This is a genomic window from Arthrobacter sp. UYEF20 (genome assembly GCF_040546335.1).
GTDB lineage: Bacteria > Actinomycetota > Actinomycetes > Actinomycetales > Micrococcaceae > Arthrobacter.
The window spans coordinates 1-26,694 of record NZ_JBEPNP010000005.1 but is presented as its reverse complement, the minus strand read 5'-3'; the positions used below and the strand labels follow the sequence as shown (position 1 = coordinate 26,694).

Annotated in this window: 27 protein-coding genes; 11 read left to right on the top strand and 16 right to left on the bottom strand. The window is 66.4% G+C overall.

The annotated features are described in order from the left end of the window. The first annotated feature begins 48 nt into the window (after positions 1-48). The gene (locus ABIB26_RS07470) at positions 49-2,061 is read left to right on the top strand and encodes a M3 family metallopeptidase (RefSeq protein ID WP_354241007.1); all 2,013 of its coding nucleotides are present in this window, start codon (positions 49-51) and stop codon (positions 2,059-2,061) included. Positions 2,062-2,268: 207 nt separating this feature from the next. On the opposite strand, the gene pdxS is transcribed toward ABIB26_RS07470, so the two are convergent. The 6 genes from pdxS to ABIB26_RS07440 all read right to left on the bottom strand — a co-directional run bounded on the left by pdxS (position 2,269) and on the right by ABIB26_RS07440 (position 10,695). Next, on the bottom strand, positions 2,269-3,195 hold the full coding sequence (gene pdxS, locus ABIB26_RS07465; RefSeq protein ID WP_354241005.1) for a pyridoxal 5'-phosphate synthase lyase subunit PdxS: 927 nt from the start codon (positions 3,193-3,195) through the stop codon (positions 2,269-2,271). Positions 3,196-3,369: 174 nt separating this feature from the next. After that, positions 3,370-4,008: a phosphatidylinositol phosphate synthase gene (pgsA, locus tag ABIB26_RS07460; RefSeq protein ID WP_354241003.1), complete on the bottom strand. Its 639-nt coding sequence runs from the start codon at positions 4,006-4,008 to the stop codon at positions 3,370-3,372. Continuing rightward, complete coding sequence (locus ABIB26_RS07455) at positions 3,998-4,639, bottom strand: HIT family protein (RefSeq protein WP_354241001.1); 642 nt, start codon at positions 4,637-4,639, stop codon at positions 3,998-4,000. Before ABIB26_RS07455 ends, pgsA begins: the two co-directional genes overlap by 11 nt. A gap of 20 nt (positions 4,640-4,659) precedes the next feature. After that, complete coding sequence (thrS, locus tag ABIB26_RS07450) at positions 4,660-6,669, bottom strand: threonine--tRNA ligase (protein ID WP_354240999.1); 2,010 nt, start codon at positions 6,667-6,669, stop codon at positions 4,660-4,662. Positions 6,670-6,859: 190 nt separating this feature from the next. Next, on the bottom strand, positions 6,860-10,360 hold the full coding sequence (locus tag ABIB26_RS07445) for a DNA polymerase III subunit alpha (protein ID WP_354240998.1): 3,501 nt from the start codon (positions 10,358-10,360) through the stop codon (positions 6,860-6,862). Further along, entirely contained in the window at positions 10,357-10,695 is a 339-nt protein-coding gene (locus tag ABIB26_RS07440) for a DUF6504 family protein (RefSeq protein ID WP_354240996.1), read from the bottom strand. Before ABIB26_RS07440 ends, ABIB26_RS07445 begins: the two co-directional genes overlap by 4 nt. 119 nt (positions 10,696-10,814) lie before the next feature. Here ABIB26_RS07440 and ABIB26_RS07435 point away from each other — a divergent pair, with 119 nt between their 5' ends. Beyond that, positions 10,815-11,201 (top strand): hypothetical protein, encoded by a 387-nt coding sequence (locus ABIB26_RS07435; RefSeq protein WP_354240994.1) that lies wholly within the window; start codon positions 10,815-10,817, stop codon positions 11,199-11,201. A gap of 7 nt (positions 11,202-11,208) precedes the next feature. Here the strand turns inward: ABIB26_RS07435 and ABIB26_RS07430 are convergent, their stop codons facing one another. Further along, complete coding sequence (locus tag ABIB26_RS07430) at positions 11,209-11,535, bottom strand: chorismate mutase (RefSeq protein WP_354240992.1); 327 nt, start codon at positions 11,533-11,535, stop codon at positions 11,209-11,211. 14 nt (positions 11,536-11,549) lie between these two features. Here ABIB26_RS07430 and ABIB26_RS07425 point away from each other — a divergent pair, with 14 nt between their 5' ends. Beyond that, positions 11,550-11,972, top strand: a complete 423-nt coding sequence (locus ABIB26_RS07425) for a VOC family protein (RefSeq protein ID WP_354241364.1) — start codon at positions 11,550-11,552, stop codon at positions 11,970-11,972. 93 nt (positions 11,973-12,065) lie between these two features. Here ABIB26_RS07425 and ABIB26_RS07420 read toward each other — a convergent pair whose 3' ends face one another. Then, positions 12,066-12,812 (bottom strand): SOS response-associated peptidase, encoded by a 747-nt coding sequence (locus ABIB26_RS07420; protein ID WP_354240990.1) that lies wholly within the window; start codon positions 12,810-12,812, stop codon positions 12,066-12,068. A 93-nt stretch (positions 12,813-12,905) separates the two neighbouring features. Between ABIB26_RS07420 and ABIB26_RS07415 the strand changes: the two genes are divergently transcribed. From ABIB26_RS07415 to ABIB26_RS07400, 4 genes are all read left to right on the top strand, one after another. Next, the gene (locus ABIB26_RS07415; protein WP_354240988.1) at positions 12,906-13,391 is read left to right on the top strand and encodes a P-loop nucleotide/nucleoside kinase family protein; all 486 of its coding nucleotides are present in this window, start codon (positions 12,906-12,908) and stop codon (positions 13,389-13,391) included. Between the two features lie 120 nt (positions 13,392-13,511). Further along, a complete protein-coding gene (locus ABIB26_RS07410; RefSeq protein WP_354190350.1) occupies positions 13,512-13,769 on the top strand; it encodes a mycoredoxin in 258 nt (85 codons plus the stop codon). A gap of 147 nt (positions 13,770-13,916) precedes the next feature. Beyond that, positions 13,917-15,002: an S-(hydroxymethyl)mycothiol dehydrogenase gene (locus ABIB26_RS07405; protein WP_354240986.1), complete on the top strand. Its 1,086-nt coding sequence runs from the start codon at positions 13,917-13,919 to the stop codon at positions 15,000-15,002. Beyond that, positions 14,999-15,646 (top strand): MBL fold metallo-hydrolase, encoded by a 648-nt coding sequence (locus tag ABIB26_RS07400; RefSeq protein ID WP_354240984.1) that lies wholly within the window; start codon positions 14,999-15,001, stop codon positions 15,644-15,646. The genes ABIB26_RS07405 and ABIB26_RS07400 overlap by 4 nt, the downstream gene beginning before the upstream one ends. A gap of 23 nt (positions 15,647-15,669) precedes the next feature. Here ABIB26_RS07400 and ABIB26_RS07395 read toward each other — a convergent pair whose 3' ends face one another. Then, a complete protein-coding gene (locus ABIB26_RS07395; protein ID WP_354240982.1) occupies positions 15,670-16,419 on the bottom strand; it encodes a lipoate--protein ligase family protein in 750 nt (249 codons plus the stop codon). A gap of 16 nt (positions 16,420-16,435) precedes the next feature. Here ABIB26_RS07395 and ABIB26_RS07390 point away from each other — a divergent pair, with 16 nt between their 5' ends. Then, the gene (locus ABIB26_RS07390) at positions 16,436-16,819 is read left to right on the top strand and encodes a DUF2177 family protein (RefSeq protein WP_354240980.1); all 384 of its coding nucleotides are present in this window, start codon (positions 16,436-16,438) and stop codon (positions 16,817-16,819) included. Between the two features lie 80 nt (positions 16,820-16,899). Here the strand turns inward: ABIB26_RS07390 and ABIB26_RS07385 are convergent, their stop codons facing one another. Continuing rightward, positions 16,900-17,703 (bottom strand): thioesterase family protein, encoded by an 804-nt coding sequence (locus tag ABIB26_RS07385; RefSeq protein ID WP_354240979.1) that lies wholly within the window; start codon positions 17,701-17,703, stop codon positions 16,900-16,902. 282 nt (positions 17,704-17,985) lie between these two features. Here ABIB26_RS07385 and ABIB26_RS07380 point away from each other — a divergent pair, with 282 nt between their 5' ends. Further along, on the top strand, positions 17,986-18,696 hold the full coding sequence (locus tag ABIB26_RS07380; RefSeq protein WP_354241363.1) for an endonuclease/exonuclease/phosphatase family protein: 711 nt from the start codon (positions 17,986-17,988) through the stop codon (positions 18,694-18,696). A 157-nt stretch (positions 18,697-18,853) separates the two neighbouring features. Here ABIB26_RS07380 and ABIB26_RS07375 read toward each other — a convergent pair whose 3' ends face one another. The 3 genes from ABIB26_RS07375 to ABIB26_RS07365 are packed head-to-tail and all read right to left on the bottom strand — an operon-like array spanning position 18,854 to position 22,335. After that, positions 18,854-19,885: a PDR/VanB family oxidoreductase gene (locus ABIB26_RS07375; protein ID WP_354240977.1), complete on the bottom strand. Its 1,032-nt coding sequence runs from the start codon at positions 19,883-19,885 to the stop codon at positions 18,854-18,856. Beyond that, positions 19,866-21,566 carry an HAL/PAL/TAL family ammonia-lyase gene (locus ABIB26_RS07370; RefSeq protein WP_354240975.1) on the bottom strand — a complete coding sequence of 567 codons (1,701 nt, stop codon included), beginning with the start codon at positions 21,564-21,566 and terminating at the stop codon, positions 19,866-19,868. Before ABIB26_RS07370 ends, ABIB26_RS07375 begins: the two co-directional genes overlap by 20 nt. Then, on the bottom strand, positions 21,544-22,335 hold the full coding sequence (locus ABIB26_RS07365; protein WP_354240973.1) for an IclR family transcriptional regulator: 792 nt from the start codon (positions 22,333-22,335) through the stop codon (positions 21,544-21,546). Before ABIB26_RS07365 ends, ABIB26_RS07370 begins: the two co-directional genes overlap by 23 nt. Positions 22,336-22,531: 196 nt before the next feature. Here ABIB26_RS07365 and ABIB26_RS07360 point away from each other — a divergent pair, with 196 nt between their 5' ends. Next, positions 22,532-23,740: a cytochrome P450 gene (locus tag ABIB26_RS07360; RefSeq protein ID WP_354240972.1), complete on the top strand. Its 1,209-nt coding sequence runs from the start codon at positions 22,532-22,534 to the stop codon at positions 23,738-23,740. 250 nt (positions 23,741-23,990) lie between these two features. Here the strand turns inward: ABIB26_RS07360 and ABIB26_RS07355 are convergent, their stop codons facing one another. Continuing rightward, complete coding sequence (locus ABIB26_RS07355; protein WP_354240970.1) at positions 23,991-24,458, bottom strand: SRPBCC family protein; 468 nt, start codon at positions 24,456-24,458, stop codon at positions 23,991-23,993. 261 nt (positions 24,459-24,719) lie between these two features. Continuing rightward, complete coding sequence (locus tag ABIB26_RS07350) at positions 24,720-25,307, bottom strand: TetR/AcrR family transcriptional regulator (RefSeq protein WP_354240968.1); 588 nt, start codon at positions 25,305-25,307, stop codon at positions 24,720-24,722. Between the two features lie 98 nt (positions 25,308-25,405). On the opposite strand from ABIB26_RS07350, the gene ABIB26_RS07345 reads away from it, so the two are divergent. Further along, on the top strand, positions 25,406-25,927 hold the full coding sequence (locus ABIB26_RS07345; RefSeq protein WP_354240966.1) for a GNAT family N-acetyltransferase: 522 nt from the start codon (positions 25,406-25,408) through the stop codon (positions 25,925-25,927). 370 nt (positions 25,928-26,297) lie between these two features. Here the strand turns inward: ABIB26_RS07345 and ABIB26_RS07340 are convergent, their stop codons facing one another. Beyond that, positions 26,298-26,510 carry a YegP family protein gene (locus tag ABIB26_RS07340; RefSeq protein WP_354240964.1) on the bottom strand — a complete coding sequence of 71 codons (213 nt, stop codon included), beginning with the start codon at positions 26,508-26,510 and terminating at the stop codon, positions 26,298-26,300. Between the last annotated feature and the right edge of the window lie 184 nt (positions 26,511-26,694).

Sequence of the window (26,694 nt, the reverse complement as noted above, 5' to 3'; positions counted from 1 at the left end):
GCCGCCGGCACCGTTGAGAACTCTCCGCATACATGAAAGAGTTATTTCATGACTAACCCGTTACTGAGCCCCAGTGTCCTGCCGTTCGGCCTGCCGCCGTTCGCGGTGATCGACGACGAGCACTACGCCGAAGCGGTCGAAGCCGGCCTCGCCGAGCATCTGGCGGAGATCCACACGATCGTCGAGACCCCCGGTCCGGCATCCTTCGAAAACACGGCCCTGGCGATGGAGCGGTCCGGCCAATTGCTGCAGCGGGCTGCGGCGTCGTTCTTCACCATCGTTTCCGCCGACGCCTCGGACACGATCCGTGAGCTGGAGACCCGGCTGTCCCCGCTCTTCTCGGCCCATCAGGACGCCGTCTACCTGAACCGGCGCCTGTTCGAGCGCTTCGCCGCCATCAACACTGACAAGCTCGACCCCGAATCCAGCCGACTCGTCGACGAGTACCTCAAGGAGTTCCGCCAGTCCGGCATCCAACTGGACGCGGCGGGGCAGGAGCGCCTCAAGGCCGTCAATGCGGAGCTCTCCCGCCGCGGCACCGAGTTCGGCCAGCGCGTCAAGGACGGAATGAAGTCCGCCTCCCTGCTCCTGGACGACGCGGCCGAACTCGCCGGACTCCCTGCCGACGACGTCGCCAGCGCGGCGGCGGCAGCCCGCACGGCCGGACACCAGGGCAAGTTCCTGCTTACCCTCATCCAGCCCAGCAACCAGCCGGCGCTGGCAGCCCTGGAAAACCGGGACGTCCGCCGGCGGCTCTACGAGGCCTCCATCGGCCGGGGCAGCAGCGGCGGCAGCCTCGATGTGCTGGACCTGGTCAAGGAGACGGTCAGGCTCCGCGCCGAGAAGGCCGCGCTCCTGGGCTTCGCCAACTATGCCGAGCTCACCGTGGACCGGCAGACCGCCCCCGATTTCGCGGCCGTGCAGTCCATGATGAACCGGCTGGCCCCCGCCGCCGTGCGGAACGCCGACGCCGAGGCGGAGGCGCTGGCCGAGGTCGCCGGGCACCCGCTCGAGGCCTGGGACTGGGCGTACTACTCGGCCAAGGTCAAGCGCGAACGGTACGCCGTGGACGAACAAGCTTTGCGCCCCTACTTCGAGCTGGACCGCGTCATTAACGAAGGTGTGTTCTTCGCCGCCAATGCCCTCTACGGCATCACCTTCCACGAACGCAGCGACCTCACCGGCTACCACCCGGACGTTCGGGTCTGGGAAGTCAGGAACTCCGACGGCACTGGACTGGGCCTGTTCCTGGGCGACTATTACACCCGCGAGTCCAAGCGCGGCGGGGCCTGGATGAACTCCCTCGTGGAACAGTCCGGGCTGCTGAACACCCGGCCCGTGGTGATCAACAACCTCAACATCTCCAAGCCGCCGGCCGGCGAGCCCGCGCTCCTGACCCTCGATGAGCTCCGCACCACCTTCCACGAGTTCGGCCATGCCCTGCACGGACTGTTCTCCTCCGTGACCTACCCGCGGTTTTCCGGCACCTCGGTGCCGCGGGACTTCGTGGAGTACCCCTCGCAGGTCAACGAGATGTGGATCATGTGGCCGGAGGTCCTGGCCAACTATGCGCGCCATTACGCCACCGGCGAAGCACTGCCCCAGGAGCTCGTGGACAAACTCGACGCCGCCCGGCTCTGGGGCGAGGGCTTCGGCACCACCGAATACCTGGGCGCGGCCCTGCTGGATCTCGCCTGGCATGTCCTGGACGGCTCCGAGGTGCCCAGCGACGTCCTGGAATTCGAGGCCAAGGCGCTGGCCGCGGCCGGAGTGGCGCACAGCCTGATCCCGCCGCGCTACCGCACCGGCTACTTCCAGCACATCTTCGCCGGCGCCGGCTACGCCGCGGGCTACTACTCCTACATCTGGAGCGAAGTGCTGGACGCCGAGACGGCGGAGTGGTTCAAGGAAAACGGCGGGCTCACCCGGGCCAACGGTGACTTCTTCCGCGCCGAGCTGCTCTCCCGCGGCAACAGCGGCGACCCGCTGGAATCCTTCAGCACCTTCCGGGGGCGCGACGCCGAACTTGAGCCGCTGCTCAAGCGCCTCGGCCTCGACTAACGGCCGCGGAACGCAAACGACGCCGGCCCGCCACCTGGAGAGGTGACGGGCCGGACTCGTTCAATCAGGAGCGCAAGGCGAAGGACGGTGTGATCCGGCAGCGTGCGTAAAAGGGGCCCCGCGCCCCGAGCAGCCCCTGAGCTGCCAACAAGGCGCGGGGAATAGCACGCAGAGGATCAGCGCCGTCCGGCGCCCCACAGGCGCGAACTACCAGCCGCGCTCGGCGAGGCGGTGCGGCTGCGGGATCTCGTCCACGTTGATGCCGACCATGGCCTCGCCCAGGCCGCGGGAGGCCTTGGCGATCACGTCCGGGTCATCGAAGAAGGTGGTGGCCTTCACGACGGCGGCGGCGCGCTGGGCCGGGTTGCCGGACTTGAAGATGCCGGAGCCGACGAAGACACCGTCGGCGCCGAGCTGCATCATCATCGCGGCGTCGGCCGGGGTGGCGATGCCGCCGGCGGTGAACAGGACCACGGGGAGCTTGCCGGTGGCGGCAACTTCCTTGACCAGTTCGTACGGGGCCTGCAGTTCCTTGGCCGCGACGTAGAGCTCGTCCTCGGCCAGTCCGGCCAGCCTCTTGATCTCGGCGCGGATCTGGCGCATGTGGGTGGTGGCGTTGGAGACGTCGCCGGTGCCCGCCTCACCCTTGGAGCGGATCATGGCCGCGCCCTCGTTGATGCGGCGCAGGGCCTCACCGAGGTTGGTGGCGCCGCAAACGAAGGGAACCGTGAAGTTCCACTTGTCGATGTGGTTGGTGTAGTCGGCCGGGGTCAGGACCTCGGACTCGTCGATGTAGTCCACGCCGAGCGACTGCAGGATCTGGGCCTCGACGAAGTGGCCGATCCTGGCCTTCGCCATGACGGGCACGGACACGGCCGCGATGATCGCGTCGATCATGTCCGGATCGGACATGCGGGACACACCGCCCTGGGCGCGGATATCGGCGGGAACGCGTTCCAGCGCCATGACGGCCACGGCACCGGCATCCTCGGCGATGCGGGCCTGCTCGACGTTGACGACGTCCATGATGACGCCGCCCTTGAGCATCTCCGCCATGCCGCGCTTGACGCGGTTGCTGCCCGTGACGTTCTTGGCGGACGCGCCGGCTTCGCTGCTTACATCAGGTGTAGACACAAAAACCCCTATGGGTAGATAGATGACCTCGCCGGGGTGCAGGCGGCACACAGATGCCGTTCTCGCACACACCGGATTACCGGATCCATTGGCCGGTAGTGCTAATACTAGCCCCCGGCTGCGACACGGCTGAATTCCGGTTCCCCGCGCCGCGGCGGGGGCAAAAAGGGGCCGTCAGGCCGCCTGTTCGGTGGCGGTGCCTTCGGTTTCGTCGAGCGACTGGCGGTGTACGGCAACGATCCGCTGCACCACCGTCGCCAGGCTGGCCAATGCCAGCAGGCACAGCGTCGCGAAGAGCACCACGCTTGGCAGGCCAAGGCCGGTGAACCCGGTGACCACGAGGACGGAGACGAGCCGCTCGGCGCGCTCGGCGACGCCGACGTTGGCGTGGAAGCCGAGGGCTTCGGCCTTGGCCCGGGCGTAGGAGACCACCATCCCCAGCACGAGGCAGACGAGGGCGGCAACCGCGATCGGCGTGTCCGCGCCGCCGGTGAAGAACCAGACGGCGACGCCGGCGAACAGCGCGCCGTCCGCCAACCGGTCGAGGGTGGAGTCCAGGAAGTTGCCCCAGCGGCCTTCGCGCTGCTGCATCCGCGCCATGATGCCGTCAATGACGTCGGAAAAGATGAACGCCGTGATGAAGAGGGTCCCCCACCAGAGCTGCCCCAGCGGGTAGAACACGAGGGCGCCGACGACGACGCCGAGGGTGCCGACCACGGTGACGGCGTCCGGGGATACACCGATCCGCAGCAGCCAGCGGGCGAGCGGGGAGAACAGCGCGGTGAAGAAGCCGCGCGCGTGCCTATTCAGCATCTGGCTCCCTGGCGGAAGACTCCTGCGCGCTGTCGGTTGCCTTATGTTCGGACTCCTGGGGCCACGCCTCCGCCACCTGCTGGCGGACCTCGCCCAGAGTCTGCGTGATGGCCTTCGTCTGGGCAATGATGGGGAAGAAATTGCCGTCCCCGCCCCAGCGCGGCACCACATGCTGGTGCAGGTGGCCGGCGATCCCGGCCCCGCCGGTCACGCCCTGGTTCATGCCGATGTTGAAGCCGGAAGGGTTGGCGACCTTGCGCAGCACACGCATGGCCGTCTGGGTCAGCTCGGCAAATTCCGCCGTTTCCTCCACGGTCAGGTCCGTGTAGTCCGGCACGTGCCGGTACGGGCAGATGAGCAGGTGGCCGGGGTTGTACGGGAACAGGTTCAGCACCGCGTAGCTGGTCCGGCCCCGGTACACGATCAGCGATTCATCATCGCTGCGTCCGGGCGCGACGCAGAACGGGCAATCGTCCGGGTTCTTGAACTGGTGTTGGCCGCCCTTGATGTACGCCATCCGGTGCGGGGTCCACAGGCGCTGGAAAGCGTCCGGAACTCCGGCCAGGCCGAAGTCGTCCGTCACTGCGTCGTCGCCCGGATATTCCGGAGCGGCCCCTGTGGTGTCCTGCATGCCTGGTTCTTCCCTGTCCGCTAGCTGGTCCGGTTGCGGACGGCGTCGACGATCCGCTGGACGGCCTCTGCCACCGGCACGCCGTTGTCCTGGCTGCCGTCACGGAAGCGGAAGGACACGGCGCCGGCCTCGGCGTCGTCTCCCCCGGCGATCAGCACGAACGGTATCTTGTCCTTGCTGGCGGTGCGGATCTTCTTCGGGAAACGGTCCGAGGAAATGTCCACCTCGGCGCGGATGCCCGCGGCCTTGAGCCGGTCCACGACGTCGAACATGTAATCGTTGAACGCCTCGGCCACCGGAATGCCGACCACCTGCACCGGGGACAGCCACGCCGGGAAGGCGCCGGCGTAGTGCTCGGTCAGGACGCCCATGAAGCGTTCGATCGATCCGAAGAGCGCACGGTGGATCATGACGGGCCGCTGGCGGGTGCCGTTGGCTGCCTGGTATTCGAGCTCGAAGCGTTCCGGCAGGTTGAAGTCCAGCTGGATGGTGGACATCTGCCAGGTGCGGCCCAAGGCGTCTTTCGTCTGCACGGAGATCTTGGGGCCGTAGAACGCCGCTCCGCCCGGATCCGCCACCAGGTCCAGGCCCGAGGCTTCGGCCACCTCGGCCAGGGTGCGTGTGGCGTCGTCCCAGGCGGCATCCTCGCCAACGAACTTGTCCTCGTTCTTGGTGGACAGTTCCAGGTAGAAGTCGTCCAGGCCGTAGTCCTTGAGCAGGCCGAGGACAAAGTTCAGCGTGGTGGTGAGCTCATCCTTCATCTGCTCGCGGGTGCAGTAGATGTGGGCGTCGTCCTGGGTCATGCCCCGGACGCGGGTGAGGCCGTGCACGACCCCTGACTTCTCGTAGCGGTAGACGGAGCCGAACTCGAACAACCGCAGGGGAAGCTCGCGGTAGGATCGGCCGCGGGCACGGAAGATGAGGTTGTGCATGGGGCAGTTCATCGGCTTGAGGTAGTAGTCCTGGCCGGGCTTGCGGACCGTGCCGTCCTCGTTGAGTTCCGCGTCGATGTGCATCGGCGGGAACATGCCGTCGCGGTACCAGTCCAGGTGGCCGGAGACCTCGTAGAGGTGACCCTTGGTGATGTGGGGCGTGTAGACGAACTCGTAGCCGGCGTCGACGTGGCGCTGGCGAGAGTAGTCCTCCATGGCTTTGCGGATGATGCCGCCCTTGGGGTGGAACACCGGCAGGCCGGAGCCCAGCTCGTCCGGGAAGGAGAACAGGTCCAGTTCGGCGCCAAGCTTGCGGTGGTCGCGGCGCTCGGCCTCGGCGATGCGCTCCTGGTAGGCCTTGAGGGCTTCCTTGGTGGGCCAGGCCGTGCCGTAGATGCGCTGCAGCTGCTGGTTGCTCTGGTTGCCCAGCCAGTAGGCGGCCGATGACCGGGTCAGGGCGAAGGCGTTGGAGATGAGCTTGGTGTTGGGCAGGTGCGGGCCGCGGCACAGATCGCACCAGACGCTGTCGCCGCTCTTGCGGTCCACATTGTCGTAGATGGTGATGTCGCCGGCGCCCACCTCGACGTTGACGCCCTCCCCGGCATCGGCGGCGTTGTTCTTCTTGCCCAGCAGTTCGAGCTTGTAGGGCTCGTCCTTCATCGCCTCACGGGCCTCGTCCTCGCTCACCACCCGGCGGACGAACTTCTGGTTCTGGTTGATGATCTTCTGCATCATCTTTTCCAGCTGGCGCAGGTCCTCCGGCGTGAACGGCTCCTCGACGTCGAAGTCGAAGTAGAAGCCGTCCGTGATGTAGGGGCCGATGCCGAGCTTGGCGTCGGGGCGCAGCTGCTGCACGGCCTGGGCCATGACGTGGGCCGCGGAGTGGCGCAGGACGTTGAGTCCGTCCGGGGAGCCGATGGTGACGCCCTCGATCGTGGCGTTTTCGGGCAGCGGCTGGTCCAGATCCTTAAGCTCGCCGTTCACGCGGGCCACTACGACGTCGCGGCGCTCAAAAAAGAGTTCCGCGCCGGTGGTCCCGGTAGCCACCTTGGTCTCTTCGCCATCGACGAGAAGGGTGATCTGCTGGGCATCTGACACGGGTGTCTCCTATTCAAGGTTAAGGCTTCGTAGCTTGTGGCGTACGGGGACCACAGCCAGCCTCGTCCATGTTATCGGTTCCGGATGGGCCAACCAACGCACGACGGCGGCGCGGCGCCGGGTGCAGCAGCCTGCACGGCGCCCGCGGCGCCGTGCTCAGCCACCCGGCACGGCGCCAGCGGCGCCGTGCTCAGCCACCCAGCCCGGTGATGGCAAGGTTCCGGCTGATTCCGTCCAGCGGGCCGGGCAACTCCGGCCCGGGGTAGGCGGGGGCGCCGGAAACGGGCTCGGGGAACGGCAGGGTCTCGGTGCGGCTGAGGTCCCAGGCCATGCTGGCGCTGATGCTGATCCCCCGGGGTCCGGTCCGGCGGCTGGTGCCCCGGATCAGCAGCAGCCGGGTGCCGAACAGCAGCGGTCCTGCCAGCTCCTGCGCCTCATGGAAGAAGACCGAATCCACGCAGCCCGTGCCGTCGTCGACACTGATGAAGACCACCCTCCTGCCTCCCCGCATGGGCGGCGTCTGGGTGGCGACCCGGACCCCGGCGACCAGCACCTCGGTGCCGTTGCGCAGCCCCAGCAGCTTGTCCGCGGTGGTGACCCCGAGCCGGTCCAGCAGGGGCCGGTGGCTGGTCATCAGGTGTTCGCTGACGTCAACGGCCATCAGGTCCAGCTCCGCCCGGACGTTTTCCACCATGCTGGGCGCGGGCAGCTCCGCCTTCAGGTTTTTCAGCTCAATGTCCCCCAGCGGCAGGGCCAGCTGGCCCTCGATGATCTCCATGCCCTTCCGCTGGGGGCGGTGCTGCAGGTTCTGCAGGTGCCGCACCAGGTCGGCGCGGTTGGCTGCTCCCCCGGAGGCCCGGTGCAGGGAATCGAAGGCACCCAGCTGGGCTAGCCGCTGGATGCTCGGCTTGCTCAGCCGGGACCGGGCGCGCAGGTCCGCCAGCGAGTCATACGGCTGTCCTGCCACGATCCGCTTCAACTCGGTGCCGGAGAGTCCGTAGATGCCGTTCAGGCTCAGCCGGATGCCCAGCTTGCCGCGGTCCGGGCCGGCGGCGACCCGTTCCACCCGGTACTCGGCCTGGCTGCGGTTGATATCCAGGGGCAGGATGGGGATCCCCAGCCGCCGGGCCTCGGCCACCAGGAGCCGCTTGGGATACATGCCCGGATCGTGCTCCCAGAGTCCGGCGAGGAATGCCTCCGGGTGGTGGGTCTTGAGCCAGGCGGACTGGTAGGTGGGCACGGCAAAGGCAGCCCCGTGGGCCTTGCAGAAGCCGAAACTGCCGAAGGCCTTCAGGGTGCCCCAGACCTTGTCCACCACCTCAGGCGTGTAGTTCCGGGCCCGGGCCTCCTTCCGGAAGAATTCCTCCACTTTCCCTTCGAGCATCTCGTTGCCCAGCGCCCGGCGGAACTCATCGGCCCGGGCCAGGCCGCACCCGGTCATGACATCGAAGGTCTTCAGGATCTGCTCGTGGAAGACGGTCACCCCGTGGGTTTCCTTGAGGACCGGTTTGAGGTCCGGGTGCGGGTAGACCTCGGGCGCGAACCCGTGCCGGTGTTCCAGGAAGGGCCGGACCATGTCCGATTTCATCGGGCCGGGCCGGAACAGCGAGATGTCGATGATGAGGTCGTTGAAATCCCGGGGCGCCAGTTTGCCGATGAGTTCGCGCTGGCCCGGGGATTCGATCTGGAAACAGCCCAGGGTGTGGGTGCTGCGGATCAGCTCGTAGGTGGGTTCGTCGTCGAGCGGGACGGCGTTCAGGTCGATGTGCCCGTCCGCGGCGATGTAGTCCGGGCCGCTGCCGTCTGGACCGGCCGGGTGCGCCCCTGCTGCCACGACCTCAGCCTTGGAGGGGTGCAGCCGGATGACCTCACGTACGGCGAAGGCCATGGCGCTCTGCATCCGGACCCCCAGCACATCGAGTTTGAGCATCCCCATGGGGTCCATGTCGTGTTTGTCGAACTGGCTCATCGGCAGCCCAAGGCCGCTGGGCTGCACGGGCGTGCGGTCCAGCAGGGTGGCGTCGCCCAGGATGACACCGCACGGGTGCATGGAGATGTGGCGCGGCAGCCGGTCCAGCCGTTCCGTGAGGTCCACCAGCAGGTCCAGCTGCTGGTTCTCGGTGAAGTCGCGCTGCTCCACCCTCCCCGCGAATTCCCGCAGCTCCGGTTTCTCCACGAGGGCTTCCCGGAAGTTCCGGGCCGAGAACCGCCACAGCTGCTTGGCGATGTCCCCGATCTCGCCGTCGTCCATGCCCAGCGCCAGCCCGGCGTCCCGCACGGCACCGCGAGCGCGGTAGCCGTTCTGCATGCTCATCAGCGTGACGCGTTCGGACCCGAAGCGCTCAAAGATTTTCCGGTAGACGTTGTGCCGTTCGGCGCTTTCGACGTCGATGTCGATGTCCGGCAAGGTGGCGCGGTCACGGGAGAGGAAGCGTTCGAAGATGAGGTCGTGCTCAAGGGGGTTCACCTGGCTGACGTCGATCAGGTAATTGACCAGGCTGGACGCGCCCGAGCCGCGGGCGGCGGCACGGACGCCCATGTCCAGGATCATCCGCGAGACTTCGGCGACGGTCAGGAAGTAGGCGGCGAAGCCCAGGCTGTCGATGATCCGCAGCTCATGCCCCAGCCTGGCGCGCAGCTCCTCGGCGGGTTTCCCGGCGATCCCGGGGAAGCGGCGGCTGATGCCTGCCTCGCAACGCTGGCTGAGCTCCACGAGGGGATCCCCGGCGATTCCGATCACGGAGGCTTCGGGGACCACGGGCTGTTTCCATCCCATGTCCGTGACCGGGTCCACCCGGCAGCGGTCCGCGAGCGCCTCTGTCTGGGCCATCAGCCGTTTCAGGTCCGCGGTGCCGTACCCGGCGGCATGCATGATCTCTTTGCCCAGCTGCAGCATCTGCGCCGATGACTTGAGCCAGCCCTGCCCGTTGGGCTGGAGCAGCGGGGCAGCCGAGAGTTCGGGCAGGGATTTCAGCGTCCGGGCGGAGTCCAGCACATCCGCGGTGGCCGCACCGTCCTCGGCGACGTACCGCACGGCATTGCTCAGCACGGCGGGCACGCCATGTTCCGCGGCGAGTCTGAGCATCCGCACAGCGTGGGCTGTGCTGAGCGGCTCACCGGGCGTGCTGAGCTGCGTGACCACCTCGGCGGCGAGGGTCCCCGGCGGCATGGCATCCAGCCAGCGCTTGAACAGGGTACGGGGGCGCAGGTAGCGCCGCCCGCCCACCGCCCGGCCGACGTCGGAATCCGGACCGATCAGTACCGTCAGCACAGGCTGCAGGGTCTCCGGATGCATGGTCCGGGAGGCGAGCTCCGCCCGGGTCACGGCCACGGGCACCGCTCCCCCGGCCTTACCGGTGGTGCGGGCGTGGGCGTCGGAGATCAGCCGGCAGAGCGCCCGGTAGCCGGCGCCGTTGTTGTGCCCGTGGGCCAGGACGACGACGCGTCCGCCCACCTGGGTGCGGAGGTCGCCGTCGTCGTCAAGGACCGCAAGGTCAACCCCGACAATCGGATCGAGTCCGGCAGCCATGCAGGCCAACAGGTGCTTGACCGTCCCGTAGAGGCCGTCGCGGTCAGTGCAGGCGAGCGCGGTGGCACCGTCGGCCGCGGCGGCGGCGGCCAGTTCATCCGGCCAGGAGACCCCGTAGTGGGCGCTGAAGGCGGTGGAGACGTGGAGATGGGTGAAGCTCATGCCGATTTCTGGGGACGGAGGGCGTCATGGATCCTCAGCAGCCGCCAGCGGCCGCTGCCGACGTGCCGGCTCAGGTCAAGGGTGAGGGTCCCCGTCTGGGCTCCATCAACCGGGGACGGATCGGCCGGGCGCACCTGGACCCGCCAGATCTCGTGGTCCACCAGCCCGGGGCCGCTCCCCAGCGGGGCCCGCGGTTCCTCCGCCCACCATTGGCGCCGCTCATACCAGCGGACCGGTTCGGCGCAGACGGTGTAGTGCCGGCCGGCCCAGTCAAGCTTCAGGGGCACGCCGGAGGGTGTGCAGGCGACGTCTACCGACTCGCTGAACATACCCACAGTGCCTCCCGGGAAACCTCATTCGAATATATCTTCGAATGATTCCAGTCTACGCCCGGCCCGGGACAAAACCTAGATCAGGGGTGGACGGACGCTGGCACACGTAGCAGGATTGAGCCATGAGCTCCCATAACGCACTCCTGAAGCACGTAAAGATCGCCGCCAAGGATCCATCCTTGGTGGCGACGTTCGATATAGACGGAAATATCCCGGGGCAAGGCGCCTACGTGGTGGGCCTCCTGGCGGCCGGGCCGGACTATTCCCATCAGCGCAGGCTGGGTATTGAGTTCATGAACGGCGAGGCCGTTTCCTTCTACTACTTCAACCATGACGGCACGGAAGAGAACTTCGACCTCAAGGGCGTGGAACACTCAGGGAACACCATCACCGGAAACTTCCCCATCGCGACGGTGCTTGGCCTCCCCAAGGGCCACCTCATGACGGCCTTCAGCGATTGCGACGGCCGGGACTACCAGGCCAATGTGCCTGTAGACGAGGCCCTCTAAGCCCCTGCTAGGAGCTGGCTTTGTACACCTCCAGCTCAAGGGTGATGAAGGCATCGATCATGGCCTGGTAGGTCTTTTCGACGAGGTCGACGTCGATGTCCTTCTGTTTCGCAGTGGCGCGGACGTGTTCGATCACCCGCTCCACCCGCCCGGGCGCACGCACCTCGGCGCTGTCCGCCTTGAGGGTCCCGGCGATCCGGATCAGCCGTTCGCGGCGGCCGATCAGGGACACAATCTGCTCGTCCACCTCGTCAACAGCCACCCGCACGGCGGCGAGCTGTTCCCGGTCGGCCTTGGCGGTCTTGTCGTCTGCGTGATTTGTGGACATGTGCATGACAGTATCGAATGATGCAGCCACGAGTCGACTTAATTTCACTGGGTGTCCGCAGTGTTGACGCCGCCCGCAGCTTCTACGTTGATGGCCTCGGATGGCCGGTCCAGCGGGAAGTCCCCGGCGAGGTGCTCTTCATCCAGGCCAACCACGGCCTGGTCCTCTCGCTCTGGGACGCCGGGCAGATGCAGGCCGAAGCAGCCACCGATCCCCCTGCCGGCATTCCGTGCATCACGCTGAGCCATAATCTGGGCAGCGCGGCGGAAGTCGACTGGGTGATGGCCGAAGCGGAGTCTGCGGGGGCCACCATCGTCGCGGCGGCGCAGACCCAGCCCTGGGGCGGCTACACCGGCTATTTCGCCGATCCCGACGGCTACCGCTGGGAGGTCGCCTTCAACCCCAGCTGGGCGGTCGACGGCGGCGGCAAGGTGACGCTCTGACGCCCACCGTCACCACGGGAGTCCGCGGAGATCGATGGCTCCTTCCGGCACGCCCTACGGGCTGCGTTCCTGCGCAATCCAGCGGCGCGCTAGCTAGAACAGGCTTCCCACTGGCTGGATGAGTTCCGGGGAGTCATTCTTCACGTTCCCCACGGCGGTGCCCACGGCGTCGATCGTCCAGCCCTCCGCGACGTCGTGCGCCCCGGCCCGGACCAGGTCCACGAGGGTGGCAGCGTCATCGGCCTGCGGATCCAGCCATGTCTCCATGGTCTGGCGGTCCATCGGCAGTGGGACCCTGTCGTGCAGCGCGGTCAGCTCGGCCAGCATTCCCCCGGCGTAGCCCTCCGGCGGCGAGTCAGTGGTCATGATCGACGTCGAAAGCATCCAGCGCTCCGGGTCCCCCTCGGCCTTGGAAGGGTCTTTCCACCACTCGAAGAGTCCGGCGAACACAATGGGGCGCCCGTCCCGGGGGTGAACGTAATAGGGCTGCTTGTTGCGGCCCTCGCCCTTCCATTCGTAGTAGCCGTCCGCCGGGACGGCGCAGCGCCGGGACCGGGTGGCCTTCCGGAACGCGGGCTTCTCGAGGACGCTCTCGCTGCGTGCATTGATCATCTTCGAACCGATGCCCGGGTCCTTGGCCCAGGACGGCACCAGCCCCCAGCGCGCGATATGCAGCTGCCGGACCGGGCTTCCATCCACGAGCCGTTCCAGGATGATCGGCACGTCCGCTGTCGGGGCAACATTCCACGACGGCGGAATCGCGATCTCCTCCTCCAGCCCGGCATCGAATTCGGCCAGAAGGTCTCCGACGGCCCGGGCCATCACGTAGCGTCCACACATGGCACCAGCATGCCACCGCACGGATTCCGTGTCATCCGCCTGGCCGTCCGTCCGGGACACCCGCCGGCTGGCCGTATCCCCTAGACTCCCCGCATGGTCAAAACGTCAACGGTGGTCCTGATGTGCGGCGTTGCCGGCTCGGGAAAAACAAGCTACGCCAAGGCCCTTGAGGCCGAAGGTTACGTGCGGCTCTCGGTCGACGAGGAGATGTGGCGTCAGGACCGGGAGCTGGCGTCACGCTTCGGCACCCCCGAATACTTCGATTTCACCGTGGTGGTGGAACGGCAGCTCCGGATCCGGATCGTGGAGCTCATGGCAGAGGGCCGGGACATCGTCGTCGATCTGTCCTTCTGGTCCAGACAGCGGCGCGAGGAATACAAGGAGCTCGTCACCGCCCACGGCGCTGCATGGCAGCTCGTGTATCTTGAGGTGCCCAGGGATGAGCTCCTCCGGCGGCTGGAGCTGCGCCGGCTGCACGCGGGACCGAACTCGGCGCCGGTGGGACCTGCATACCTGGACAAGTTCATCACCGGTTTTGAGGTGCCCTCCGGCGAGGGCGAGACGGTAATACGCCCGTAGCGGCCGCCACCTCGGCGGGAATACCGGCCCCCGGGTTACGGTTGGTAACAATGACGTCCGATTTTTGTCGGCAACCGGCGCTGTCACCCGGCACCGTCAACCAGCTCTGAGGAGAACTTCGTGGACTTCACCCCCGAATCCGGCACCATCACCATGTTTTCGACCACCTGGTGCGGCTACTGCAACCGCCTGAAGAAGCAGCTGGACGCCCAGGGCATCGGCTACACCGAGATCAACATCGAAGAAGTTGAAGGCACCGCAGATCTCGTGGAGAAGCTCAACGGAGGCAACCGCACCGTCCCCACCGTGCTGTTCCCGGACGGCACCGCGGCCACCAACCCTTCCGCTGCACAGGTCAAGAGCAGGCTCGCCGCCTGAGTCCCGGCGGCCCGAGGGCTGTTTGTGCAACCTGTTGTACATTGCGCAACAACTTCTGGAATTTGGACCTGGCTGTGTGATAGACAGATCACAGTCACAAATAGCGCTGCCTCCATATTCCCGCACTGTACTCAAGGGAGCTTTTCCGTGGTCCACAAAGTCAAAGGTGTAGTAGCCCGCTCCAAGGGAGCACCCGTCACGGTGGAGACCATCCTGGTCCCCGATCCCGGCCCCGGTGAGGCGCTGGTGGACATCCTCACCAGCGGTGTCTGCCACACCGATCTGCACTACAAGCTCGGTGCCATCAACGACGACTTCCCGTTCCTGCTGGGCCATGAGGCCACCGGCGTCGTCAGCGCCGTGGGACCGGACGTCACCTCGGTGGCCCCCGGCGACCGAGTGGTCCTGAACTGGCGTGCCGTCTGCGGCGAGTGCCGGGCCTGCCGCCGCGGCGAGCCGCAGTACTGCTTCAACACCCACAACGCCACGCAGAAGATGACCCTCGAGGACGGCACCGAGCTCACCGCCGCCCTGGGCATCGGCGCGTTCGCCGCGAAGACCCTTGTGGCCGCCGGCCAGTGCACCAAGGTGGACCCTGAGGCCGACCCCGCCGCCATCGGGCTGCTGGGCTGTGGCGTCATGGCCGGCCTGGGTGCCGCCATCAACACCGGAAACGTCAAGCTTGGCGATTCCGTCGCCGTCATCGGCTGCGGCGGGGTGGGCATGGCGGCCGTCGCCGGCGCCGCGCTCGCGGGTGCCACCACGGTCATCGCCGTCGACATCGACGCCAAGAAGCTCGAACGCGCCAGGGAATTCGGTGCCACCCACACCGTGGACTCCTCCGCCGGCGATCCGGTCGAGGCGATCCGCGAACTCACCGGCGGTTTCGGCGCCGACGTCGTGATCGACGCCGTCGGACGCCCCGAGACGTACAAGCAGGCGTTCTACGCCCGCGACCTCGCCGGCACGGTGGTCCTGGTGGGCGTTCCCAGCCCGGAGATGACCCTGGAACTGCCGCTGCTGGACGTCTTCGGCCGGGGCGGCTCGCTGAAATCCTCCTGGTACGGCGACTGCCTGCCCTCGCGCGACTTCCCGATGCTCATCAGCCTCTACCGGCAGGGCAAGCTGGACCTCGACGCCTTCGTCACGGAGCGGATCACCATCGACCAGATCGAGGAAGCCTTCGACAAGATGCACGCCGGCGCGGTGCTGCGCTCGGTGGTTGAACTGTGAGCGCCGGAACCGGGGGCACCCTGAAGATCGAGCAGCTGGTAATCTCGGGCACGTTCTCGCTCGACGGCGGCACCTGGGACGTCGACAACAACGTCTGGATCGTCGGCGACGACCAGGAATGCCTGATCATCGACCCGGCGCACGACCCGGCTGCGGTCGAGGCCGCCGTCGCGGGCCGGAAGGTCACCGCCATCCTGCTGACGCACGGGCACGATGACCACATCGGCGCCGTCGGCGAGGTCCGCGACCGCGTCGGCGCCCCGGTCCATCTGAACCGTGAGGACTGGATGCTTTGGGAGCGCGTGTTCCCGGGCACCGAACCGGACCACGCGATCGCGGACGGGGACACTTTCGACGTCGCCGGTGCGCGGCTGCTGGCCCTGCACACGCCGGGCCACTCGCCGGGTTCCACCTGCTTCTACCTGGAAAGCGAAGGCACCGTCTTCGCCGGCGACACACTGTTCCAGGGCGGCCCGGGAGCCACCGGCCGGTCCTTCAGCGACTTCCCCACCATCATCGAGTCCATCCGGAGCCGTCTGCTGACGCTCCCGGCGGGCACCGTGGTGCGGACCGGCCACGGCGATACGACGACAATCGGCGCCGAGGCGCCGCAGCTTGAGGAATGGATCGCGCGGGGGCACTGAGCCCGGACGGCCAGCCTGCGCGGTCAGCCGCGCAGGCCGGCGAAGTCTCCGAAGCCGAGCTGCGCGTAGCGGGCGTAGGTGTCGATCACAGCCGCCTCGATGGCGTCCACGTCCAGGTGCGGGACGAGGTCGTTGACGGCGCCGGCCGTGGCAGGGTCCCAGTCCAGGCCGAGCGCCGCGTAGCTGGCTTCCAGCACGGCGCGGATCGGGGCGGAGTTCTCCACCACGATCACCGAGCTGAACAGCCAGCCGCCGGCCACGACGCGCTGGGCGGTGCCGATCAGCTTCACCTGGTGGGCCGGACGCTCCGGATCCTGGCCATGGACGCTGAATTCGCCGGGGCAGTACTCGCCGGGAATCTCCCCGACGGCGGCATCGACTCCGGCGCTGCGCAGCGCCTGCGCCAGCAGTTCGCCGAAGAAGGAGAAGCGTCCTTTGGCGCCGGCGATCGCGTCCCGGTGCGGTTCCAGATGGTCGATCACGAGGGCGCCCTGGTGGTAGGCAGCGGCACGCCCGCCGGCCTTGCGGACCAGCGGCTCAAAGCCCAGCTCGCGGCATGCCTGAGCGGCGGCGTCGAAGCCCGGAAGGTGTGTGTCCCGCTGCCCGAAGGCGACAGTGGGCACCGGGCGGTAGAGCCGCAGCATGGGTCCCAGCTCGCCGGCCTTGACCTTCTGCAGCAGTTCGATCGCGAAGTCCAGGTCCCCGGCGGCACCGAGCGATTCCTGCTGCCGGACGATCGTCAGCGTCCGTGGTGCGCCTGGGGCCTCCGGCATGTTGTTATGCTCCCTTATGGTCATCTTGCAGTTCCTCGTCGTGGCCGCCGCGTTCGCCGTCATCGATGCCGTCTGGCTCAAGTCAATGAGCAAGTTCTACCGGCGGAGTCTGGGGCACCTCCTGGCGGACAAGCCCCATCTAGGGTACGCCGTCGTCTTCTACGTCTTGTACATCATCGGAATCGTCTTCTTCGCCCTCCAGCCGGCGCTCGACGGCGGCGGCTGGCTCACCGCGCTCGGTTACGGCGCCGCGCTGGGAACCTTCGCCTACGCCACCTATGACCTGACCAACGCCGCGACCCTGAAGAACTGGCCGCTGGTCATCGTCGTGGTGGACATCGTCTGGGGTGCCTTCCTGACCGGCCTGGCCACGCTGGTCGGCTGGCTCGTCTTCCACTAGCATTTCCGGCACCCAACTGACCCGCAGTTGTTGTCGTTTTGAGCCCTGAAAACGACAACTATTGCGAGCCACTTGGGTGGTCAGGACTTCCGCAGCGTCAGGATCTGTTCCGCGCGGCCGAACGGACCGGTGAGGTCATGCAGCACCGTCGAGGTCAGGCCGATTCCGTCCGTGCCGAAGGACACCTCGTTATCCAGACCCAGCCAGTCCCCTTCGGGGCGCCGGTACATGTGGATCTGCAGGTCAAGGTTGGGAAAGGCGTAGCTGCCCTGGCCCGGCGGGACGCGCGCGGCGATCCCGTTGGCGGTGTCCACGAGACCGACCAGCCTGGCCTGGTCGCTGCTGTCCGCCTGGTCCGTCAACGGGTGTGTGGTGTGCAGCCAGACCGTGCCGGAGCCGGCACGGTGCCCCTCGGCAATCCGCATCTGCAGCGAGGCGATGTACCCGCCCGGCCAGATGCTCGCGGCGTCGTAGGGTTCGCATCCTTCCGGCGCGGGGATCCGGGGGTCTTCAAAGGCGGCGACGGCGGTCGTGTCGGACATGATCATCCGCCAGGCGGCGGCGCGGATGGCCACGCGGCCGCCCGCCACCAGCTCCGCCTGCAGCAGCTCGATGGTCCGGCCCGGGCGGAGCGTCGTGGTGATGACTTCGAACTCGCCGCCGGGGATCAGGCCCAGGATCTCGTAGCTGATCCGCGCCATGCGCATGTCCTCCCGCGGCTCGTGCCGGGCCAGGCAGTCCGCCATGATGCCGGACGCGGGAGCCATGTGCTGTTCGTGTTCGTTCCAGGCGCCCTGGGCGTGGATGGTGGAGCGGAAGCGCCCCTCCCCCAGCACCTTGTAATAGAAGTCGCCCTCGGCAAGCACCGGTAGTTCAGCAGTCAACGTCCGCCCTTTCGCAGCATCAATCGTAGAATCCCAAACCACCCTATCGCCTGCTGTGGCGTGCCTCAGGCCTCTACGCGGACGCCCCGCCAGAAGGCCACATGGTCCAGATTCCCGGGTTGACCGGGGAGCGCGGGAAGTATGGGGTTGCAGGCCCGAGGGGATTCTGCCGGCATCCCGCCCGGCCGGACGCGCACGTCCGGTGCTCCCACTCGTTCCGCCGGACTGGGTAGACTCGGAATCAGGTTTTTCACCACTATCCACCGAAGAGGTGCTCCCCTGATTCGAGTCATCAGCTACAACCTCCGCAAGCACAAGGCCAGTGGTGAGCTGGTTGATCTGGCCCGAGATTTTGAGATTGATGCCTTGTGCCTCCAGGAGTGCGACACCGCAGATCTCCCGGAAACCATCGGCAACCTGCACCTGGCTGACGCCACCAAGGGCAACCGGCTGGGCTTGGCGATCTATTACCGGATGGACCGGTTCACGGCCTATGAGACCAAGACGTTTGCCCTGAAGAAGTCCCTGCATGACCGCGTCCTGTCGCCCGCGCACGAGCGCCTGATCGGCACCCGGGTGATCGACAAGGAGACGGACCATGATCTCGTCATCGCGTCCTTCCATGCGGCGCCCCTGACCGCGTCCAACTCGCTGCGGCGGAATCAGATCCACGCCGCGCACGCGGAATTGCTCAGCATGGGCGGGGGCTTGTCGCTGATGGTGGGCGACTTCAACTACCCGTTCTTCACCAAGTACCTGACCGCCCAGATGAAGGACGCCGGTTACGACCTGACGCTCAGCGACCGGCGGACGTACACGCGGTACAAGGTCTTCAAGGGCCACTTCGACTTCGCGACGTCGCAGGGGCTCGAGATCGAAAACGTGGAAACCCTGCCCCGCGGCGCCTCGGACCACCTGCCCATCCTGATATCGGCGGAATACGGTCAGGACGCACCGGCAGCTGAGGACCCGGCATCACCCACCGCAGGGTAGCCGGCGAAGCCGCAACAACACCCGGCATTCGAAAAAGGCCACGAAAATTATGGATCAATAGAATCCCGCCAGCGACCAAGAGGCGGGCAGACCAGGCCACTGGGTCGGCAAACCCCTTGGTTCGGCCGATATCCACGGGCTTTGAGAACCTGACGGCCTAAAGGTCCAGCACCAGTTTCTCGCTTCGGCACCGCGAAACACAAATCATCATTGTTTCATTTGCGGCCCGTTCCTCATCGTTGAGTATTTCATCACGGTGATCCGGAATCCCACCTAAGACAACCGTTTCGCATGTTCCGCATGTGCCCTTCCGGCAGGAATTCAACGCTGGAATTCCGGCACGTTGCAGGGCGTCCAGAATTGTCTCATTTGCCTTTACATCGATTTCCATTCCATCGGCGGTTTCCACTACGAACGGGCCATCGTTGTCTGCGGCGGCGACACCTGGCTCCGCGCCGCCGTCGTCTTCCGAACCGAAGTCCTCAAACAGCAGATGAGGCACCAGACCGTCCGCGTGTGCCGCGCGAAGCTCGGCGAGCATCCGTTCCGGGCCGCACGTAAAGACAGTGGCATCCCCCGTCAGCCCCACCCCGCGCAGATACTCCGTCAGGTCCGTGCCGCCGGATTCCTCCAGGGCACGGAAGCGGACCTTGTCTCCGGCAGGGTCAAGGACGGCCAACTCGTCCACGAAAGCCATGGAGTGCATGCCGCGCCCGAGGTACAGCAGACGCCAGGACTCCCCCTTTTGGTGCGCTGCCCGGATCATGGGCAGCAGCGGTGTGATCCCGATGCCACCGGCAATGAACACCTTCTCCCCAGAGCCCGGCGTGCCGCGGAAGTTGTTCTTCGGGCCGCGGATGTCGAGGACGTCGCCTGCCTTCACCACCTCGTGGACGTAGCGGGAGCCGCCCCGGCTGGACTGCTCCCGCAGCACCGCGATGCGCCATTCGTAGCGTTCGGCCGGATCGGAGCACAGCGAGTACTGACGCAGGATCCCATTGGCGAAAAGGACATCGATGTGGGCACCCGGCTCCCATGCCGGCAGCGCACCACCGTCGGGATCCGACAGAATCAATGAAAGGACGCCGGCAGCTTCCCGCCGGACCTCGCTGACGGTGAGGCGGACGAAGCCTTTTCCGGCCGGCGCGGGCACGCTGAGCCTGGCAGTGTCAGCGGCCTGGAGCGTCATCGCTGCCTCCGCTAAGCACGGCGTTCACGGCGGTGACCACCGCTCCGTCGTGGACCAGTTCGCCGGCTTTGCGCAGCCGCGGGTACAGGACCACGTCCTGCTTGAGGTGGTCGATGGGGCGGCCGTCGGCGGCGGCCGTGGAGCGCAGCAGAGCCAGTGCGGCCAGGCTCGCGGCCCCCGGCATGGCGCCGGCCGTGGCAGGAAGGCGCATGCGCAATTCCAAGGCCTGCGCGGCCATGAGGAGTTCGACTGCCACCACGGACTCGATGTTGGTGACGATCTGGCGCGCGTGCCGGCCGGCGTTGTTGGCCATGGACACATGGTCTTCCTGGTTCGCGCAGGTGGGGATGGAGTCCACGCTGTCCGGATGGGCGAGCGTCTTGCAGTCGGAGACCAGGGCAGCCGCGAGGTACTGCGGCAGCATGTACCCGCAGTCCATCCCGATCTGTTCGCTGGCCACCAGCATGTCCGGCAGTCCGCGGTTCAGGGTGCCGTCGTCGAGCCGGAAAAGCCGGCGTTCGGTGATGTTGCCGATTTCCGTGACCACAATCGAAATGAAGTCCGCTACGAAGGCGACATATTCGGCGTGGAAGTTGCCGCCGGAGACGGCTTTAAGCGTGCGGGTGGGCGGCAGTGACGGGAAGATCAGCGGGTTGTCGGTAGCGGCGTTGATCTCGTTGTCGATGATCCCGGCGGCGAACTCCAGCGTGTCCTTGACCGGGCCGAAGACCTGCGGGATGCAGCGCAGGGAATAGGCGTCCTGGGGCGGCTGGCGCACGGGGTCGGTGCCGGCGTCGCCGTCCACCAACCCGCTGCCGGCGAGGAGTTCGCGGAGCCGTGCGGCCACCTCGATCTGACCGCGCTGGCCCCGGGCCTGGTGGAGTTCATCGATAAAGGCATCACCGAAGCCCATGAGGGCCTCGATGGTCATGGCCGCCGTGATCTGCGCCGTTTCCAGCAGGTTCTGCGCGTCGTAGAGTGCAAGGGCCGCCTGGGCGCAGGAGAAAGACGTGCCGTTCAGGAGTGCCAGACCGTCCTTGGCGCCGAGCGGAAGGCGCTCGATCCCGGCATGGGCCATGGCGGCGATCCCGGAGACCACGGCGCCGTCCACGAAGGCCTCACCGGAGTCCAGTTCTTCGTCCTCACCGGCATGGGAGCGGGACATGACGATGGCCACGTGGGCCAGCGGGATGAGGTCGCCGGAGGCTCCGAGGGAACCGTATTCCGGGATGGCGGGGTACACGCCCCGGTTAAGCATCCGCGTCAGCGTCGTCACAATGTCCGCCCGAACGCCCGAATGGCCCTGGGTGAGGCTGACGACGCGGATGAACATGGTTGCGCGCACCACTTCCTCATCGACATACCGCCCCACGCCGGCCGCGTTGGAAAGAACCAGCCGCCGGGACAGCTCGGCGGCGTCGGATGGCTGGTCGAAAGCCTTGCGGCCGGCAAGGGAACCGAAACCGGTGTTGATGCTGTAAATAGCGGCTGTCTCTTTGCCGGCAGCCATGCCGTCCATGACGCCGTCCAACCACTCCTGGCTGGGCTTCATCCGTGCCAACGCCTGCTCATCCACCACTACGGGACGCCGGCGGCGGGCCACGTCGATCAGGTCCTGCAAGGTTGTGCGGTGCGTCCCCAGGACTAACGGCGCGGTATCAAGCAGTGTTTCGAGCGTCATCTCTTACCTCTCGGGTTGTTCTGCGGCTCGCGAGGGAACCCAGCGATGCCGCCAGGTTCTCCGCTGCCTCATTCATTGTTTTTAGCGTCGAGTTCAGCCAGGCCCGGGAGCCGCAGCGGCCCTCCGGACCGGCCACGTTGAGGGCACACACAGCTTCGCCGTCGAGCATCACCGGCACAGCGACGGAGACGGCACCCGGATCCAGTTCGCCGCGGGACACCACCCAGCCGTTGGCCCGGATCTGGGCGAGGCCGAGTTGGATCTGCCCCGCCGAGGGTGAGTTGTCCGTAAAGCGCGGAATATCGCCGTCGAGTACCTGGCGCACGACGTCGGCCGGCGCCCAGGCGAGCAGGGTCCGGGGGCCGGCCCCTGCGGTCAGCGGCAGGAGCTCATTGACGGCGAACGTGTGCTTGTTGGCCTTGTCCGGTTCCGCACGGCGCAGGCACATGGCCTGCGTTCCGACTCGGATCACCATGACGGCGGTCTCCCCCACGGCGTCCACAATGCCCTTCAATACGGCTGTGCCGACTTCCGCGAGGTGGCTTTGAGTCAGATGCCGGCCCGACAACGCCAGAAGCGCGTGACCTGGCCGGTAGATGCCGGAGTCCTCCTGGACGAAGCCGTGTTCACGCAGTTGATGGAAGTAGCGGTAGGTGGTGCTGACCGGGATCCCGAGCTTCAGGGCCACACTCTCCACGGTGGAATCGCCGGCTTCCGCAACTTCTGAAAGGATCAGCAGCCCCCTCTCGAAGGATGTCTGTGTTGCCATGGCGTTGCCTCCTGTCTGATTCGGGCGCCGTGTGTCGCCGGTCACGAAGTGATCGTGCAGGGCGCCGGGCCGGATGTACAAAACCCATTCTCACAGAGTGAGAACGGCATTTATCGGGTGCTTCCGTTTCTCGATACTTTGATGCCACGAATTGGCTGCCCCGCAGCAAAGCACTCCGACGGTTTCGAGGCCCACGATGTCAGTAAGCACTCCCCGGAAGAACGTTCCCGTGTTGTCGGACGATCCCTACACGGACGAGAATCTCATCAACCCGTACCCCTTGTTCGAGCGGATGCGGGCCGCCGGTCCCGCCGTATGGTTGGAGAAGTACGGCGTCTTGGCCTTTGCCGGTTTCGAGGAATGCAAGGAGATTCTTGAGGACTACGCAACGTTCATCTCCGGCGCCGGCGTCGGCCCCAAGAACCTCCATCACCAGCCCGCGTGGCGCCCGCAAGGGATTCTGGAATCGGACCCGCCAGTCCATGGCCCCATGCGCGCCGCGATGGCCGGGGTCATCTCCCCCCGCGGTGTCCGGTCCCTGCGGCTGCAATTCGAGGTGTTTGCCGATGAACTCGTGGACCAACTCATCGCCCGGAGAACGTTCGACGGCGTCACAGACCTCGCCGAGCTGTTCCCTATCCGCGTCTTCGGCGACGCCGTCGGAATCCCCCGCGAAGGCCGCGAAGCCAACCTGCTGCCCCACGGCGCCATGAACTTCAGCTCCTTCGGCCCCGACGACGAGCGCTCCCGCGCATTCTTCGACCAGGGCGCCGGAACGCACGAATGGGTCATGAACAATTGCGCCCGCGAAAACCTGTCTGCGGACGGCATGGGTGCCCAGATCTGGGAGTACGCCGACCGTGGCGAAATCACGGCGGAGCAGGCCGCGTTGCTGGTCAGGGCCATGCTGTCCGCAGGCCTCGACACCACCGTTTTCTCTATCGGCAATACCCTGCAGGCACTGGCCTCCCACCCCCAGGAGTGGGCCAGGCTTCACGCCAATCCGCGGCTGGCCAAGTTCGCCATTGATGAAGCACTCCGCTACGAGTCACCGTTCCAGTCATTCTTCCGGACCGTTGCGACTGACACGGTTTTTCGGGACATCCCGCTGCAGGCCGGGTCAAAGGTGCTGTTGTTCATGGGTTCGGCCAACCGGGACGCCAGCCAGTGGGGACCAACGGCGGATCAGTTCATGATCGGCCGGAACGCCGGGGGACATCTGGCCTTCGGCATGGGCATCCACCACTGCGTGGGCCAGCCTATATCCCGGCTTGAGATGGACGTCCTCTTCACAGCCCTGGCTAAGCGCATCAAAAGCCTGGAGCTGGTGGGCGAGCCCGTGCCGTACCTGCACAACACCCTCCGCGGCTGGCGCTCCGTCCCGCTCAAAATCGTGGCCGCCTGACCTGTGCTTTCCGTAAGGAGGTCTTGTCCAGCTTCCTTTCGCTCCCCCGTGTTGACCAGTTATCGGTTATGAGACGGCCTGCATCCAAGCTTCGTGTTCAGCGGCGGTATCGTGCCTGACTCGGTCTGGCCGCGGCCGATGAGCTGTTCAACTACGCGCTGGCCCTGGGCGGAACGCGCTGGCTAGGTGATGAGCTCGGCACGAAGCAGCCGGAGCTGTACATGAACGTGGGCGGCCGCCGTCCTCCGGCTCAGGCCCTGCGCTGTTTGACAGCGCCAGCGAGGGCGGCCAAGCCCTTTTCGAAGTCCGTACCGACCATTTTGTCCATGTTCATGAACAGGGCGAAGAGCTTGCCGACGCCCTTGTTCTCGCCGGTCATGGTCCAGGTGACCTGTGTTCCGCTGTCGGACGGCGTAAACGTAAAGCTGGTCGGGTTAACGGCCTTGAAGGGCTTGGCGAATTCCAGGCGGATCTTGATGCTGTCCGGCTCGGTGGCTTCGACAATCTCCATGGTGCCGGAGCCCGCCTTGCGGTTGCCGCTCCAGGCGTACTTGGCGCCGACGCCGGAATCGCTCCCGGAGTAGCTGCGCTGCATTGCGGGATCCACGGACTCCCACGGCGACCATTTGGTCCATTCATGGAAACTGTTGACCAGCGGGAAGATGGCTTCGGGCGGGGCCGGGATGACTGCATTTCGGGTGACTTCATAGGTGGACATGGGCCAATCCTAGAGGGTTGCCGGTCCGGCGGGACGCCGGACCGGCCGTCGCGGCCCGCTAGATTTTTTCGGCCGTCGCGGCCCGCTGGATTTTTTCGATGACCGGCCGGCAACGAACTGGAAGGCCAGAGTGCGGCCAGGATCTGCGGTGGTGCTCCGGTAGCCGCCCTAGATTTGCCCACCGCGCGGCGAAGCCAGTCCTGCCGTCACACTACAGCGCACCAAACTCGAAGATTTCCAGCGTGGTCCCGTTCCCGGTGGCTAGGCGACGTGAAGGTGTGTGAGCTGTGCGTTTACCGCTGCGGTGGTGCGCTCCAGGTCTCCGGTGGCGAGAAGGTCCATGAGAGCCCCGCGCAGCATCCCCAGGATGAGGGTCCGCTGATTCTCGGCGTGGGAGGTGACGCGTTCCGCGGCGGGCTGCGCATCCGCGAGCAGGGTCAGCCAATCGTTGACCGTGGCGCGGGCGAAGCCTGCCCAGGGTCCGTCCGCGGCGGCCAGCGAACGGGCATAACCCTCAACCCACAGGACCAACAGTCCACGGTGTTCGGCCGCGGAAAGCCATGACCAGAGTTCACCGGCGATGATGCCGATGCGGTTTGCATCATCAACCGAGGTGGCGCGCAGCCGCTCAAGCAGGGCCAGTTCCTCCGCCCTGGCTATGGCCAGGAGAGCGCGGATCAGGCCTTCCTTGTTGCCGAACAGGTAGAGCAGTACACGCGGGCTTGAGCCGATCTCCGCAGCGAGCGGGCGAAGGGACAGATCGGTCAGTCCGTGTTCGAGTATGTAGGCGTACGCCAGTTCAAGCAGTTCTTCCTGCCGGGCCGATGCCGTTGCCTCTTCGGTGAGCATGGGGATAGTCTAAGCACTGAAACAGTCGTTTCAGTAATCTGATTCTCACCACGAGGTCTCAACACGAGGAACTGAAGAAGACGGAGAACGATGGAGTAGTGATCCGCCCATTGGGCCGGCCGGGTGACCTGGGCTGGGGGGTGATGTCCCATGGCGAGGTCTACGCCGACGAATTTGGCTGGGACTCCACCTTTGAGGCGCTGGTGGCCCGGATTGTGGCCGACTACGTCGAAACCCATGATGCCGTCCGCGAAGCGGCATGGATTGCTGAAATCGACGGGAAACGCGTCGGCTCCGTTTTCTGTGTGGCGGCGGATGAGACGACGGCGAAGCTGCGGATACTGCTGGTGCACCCGGACGGGCGCGGCAAGCATCTCGGTGCCCGGCTGGTGGACACCTGCATGGATTTTGCCCGCACGGCAGGGTATTCACGGATGGAGTTGTGGACCAATGATGTTCTGTCCGCCGCTCGGCGGATTTATCTCCAACGCGGATTCACGCTGACGGCAGAACAGCCTCACCACAGTTTTGGGGCCGAGTTGGTAGGGCAAACGTATGCGGCGGATCTAACAGCAGGTACAGGCTTCCGGCCCGGCGCGGCAGTCCCGGACCTGTGGTGAGGGTCCCTGCCGGCGCCGGGCAGGGACGGCTCCGAGGCGTCGGGTCGAGTGGGCGATAACGAGCCCCAAACTACCCGGGTCCGGCGAGTTGAGCTCCCGGTCGTGGTCATCCGGAGCCAGGAAATGGCCGCGACGGCCGAACGTGGCTTGCGGCCTGTTCGGCGGCTTGCCGGTCTCCGGCAGAGCTTCACGCCCCCGATCGCCCTCCAGGCCGGCGCGCGGACTCCTATCAGCGCCGTGGACGCGGCCGTCCAGGCGGTGACATGCTCGTTGCGCCGGCGGCAACGTCATTCCTCTCCACCAGCGCGCTGGCGGACGTCGTCATTGGTGCCACCGCGTCGATCGTGGATGTGAAGAGCCGTTGCCGGCCTCAGCTTGCAACGCCGGTGATGGTGCCCGCCGGCTCTTCGGTGAGATCGACGACGTCGGACGCTGCGTTCTTCTTGACGGATTCGACCCCACCCATGGCGCTGGCCTTGGACTTATAGGTCTGCGAGGACGCGATCACCTCGCCATTGGCCGCCTTGAGCCGGAAGCGGAACCCGCCGGACTTGTCCTTGTAGACCTCGAATTTTCCCGCCATTTCGCACCCCTGATTTCGGTATCCGAAGGGCGGGTCGGGTGGCCGGCACGCCATAGGTTACCGCCGCCGCTGAAGCGTGCGCCAGAGTCCGCGTTGACTCATAGAAAACCTCCGCGTAGCTGGATACGTTGCCTCAGTTGAATACCTCCGCGTAGCGGCGTGGTTTCCGGGCGGGGCGGCGTAT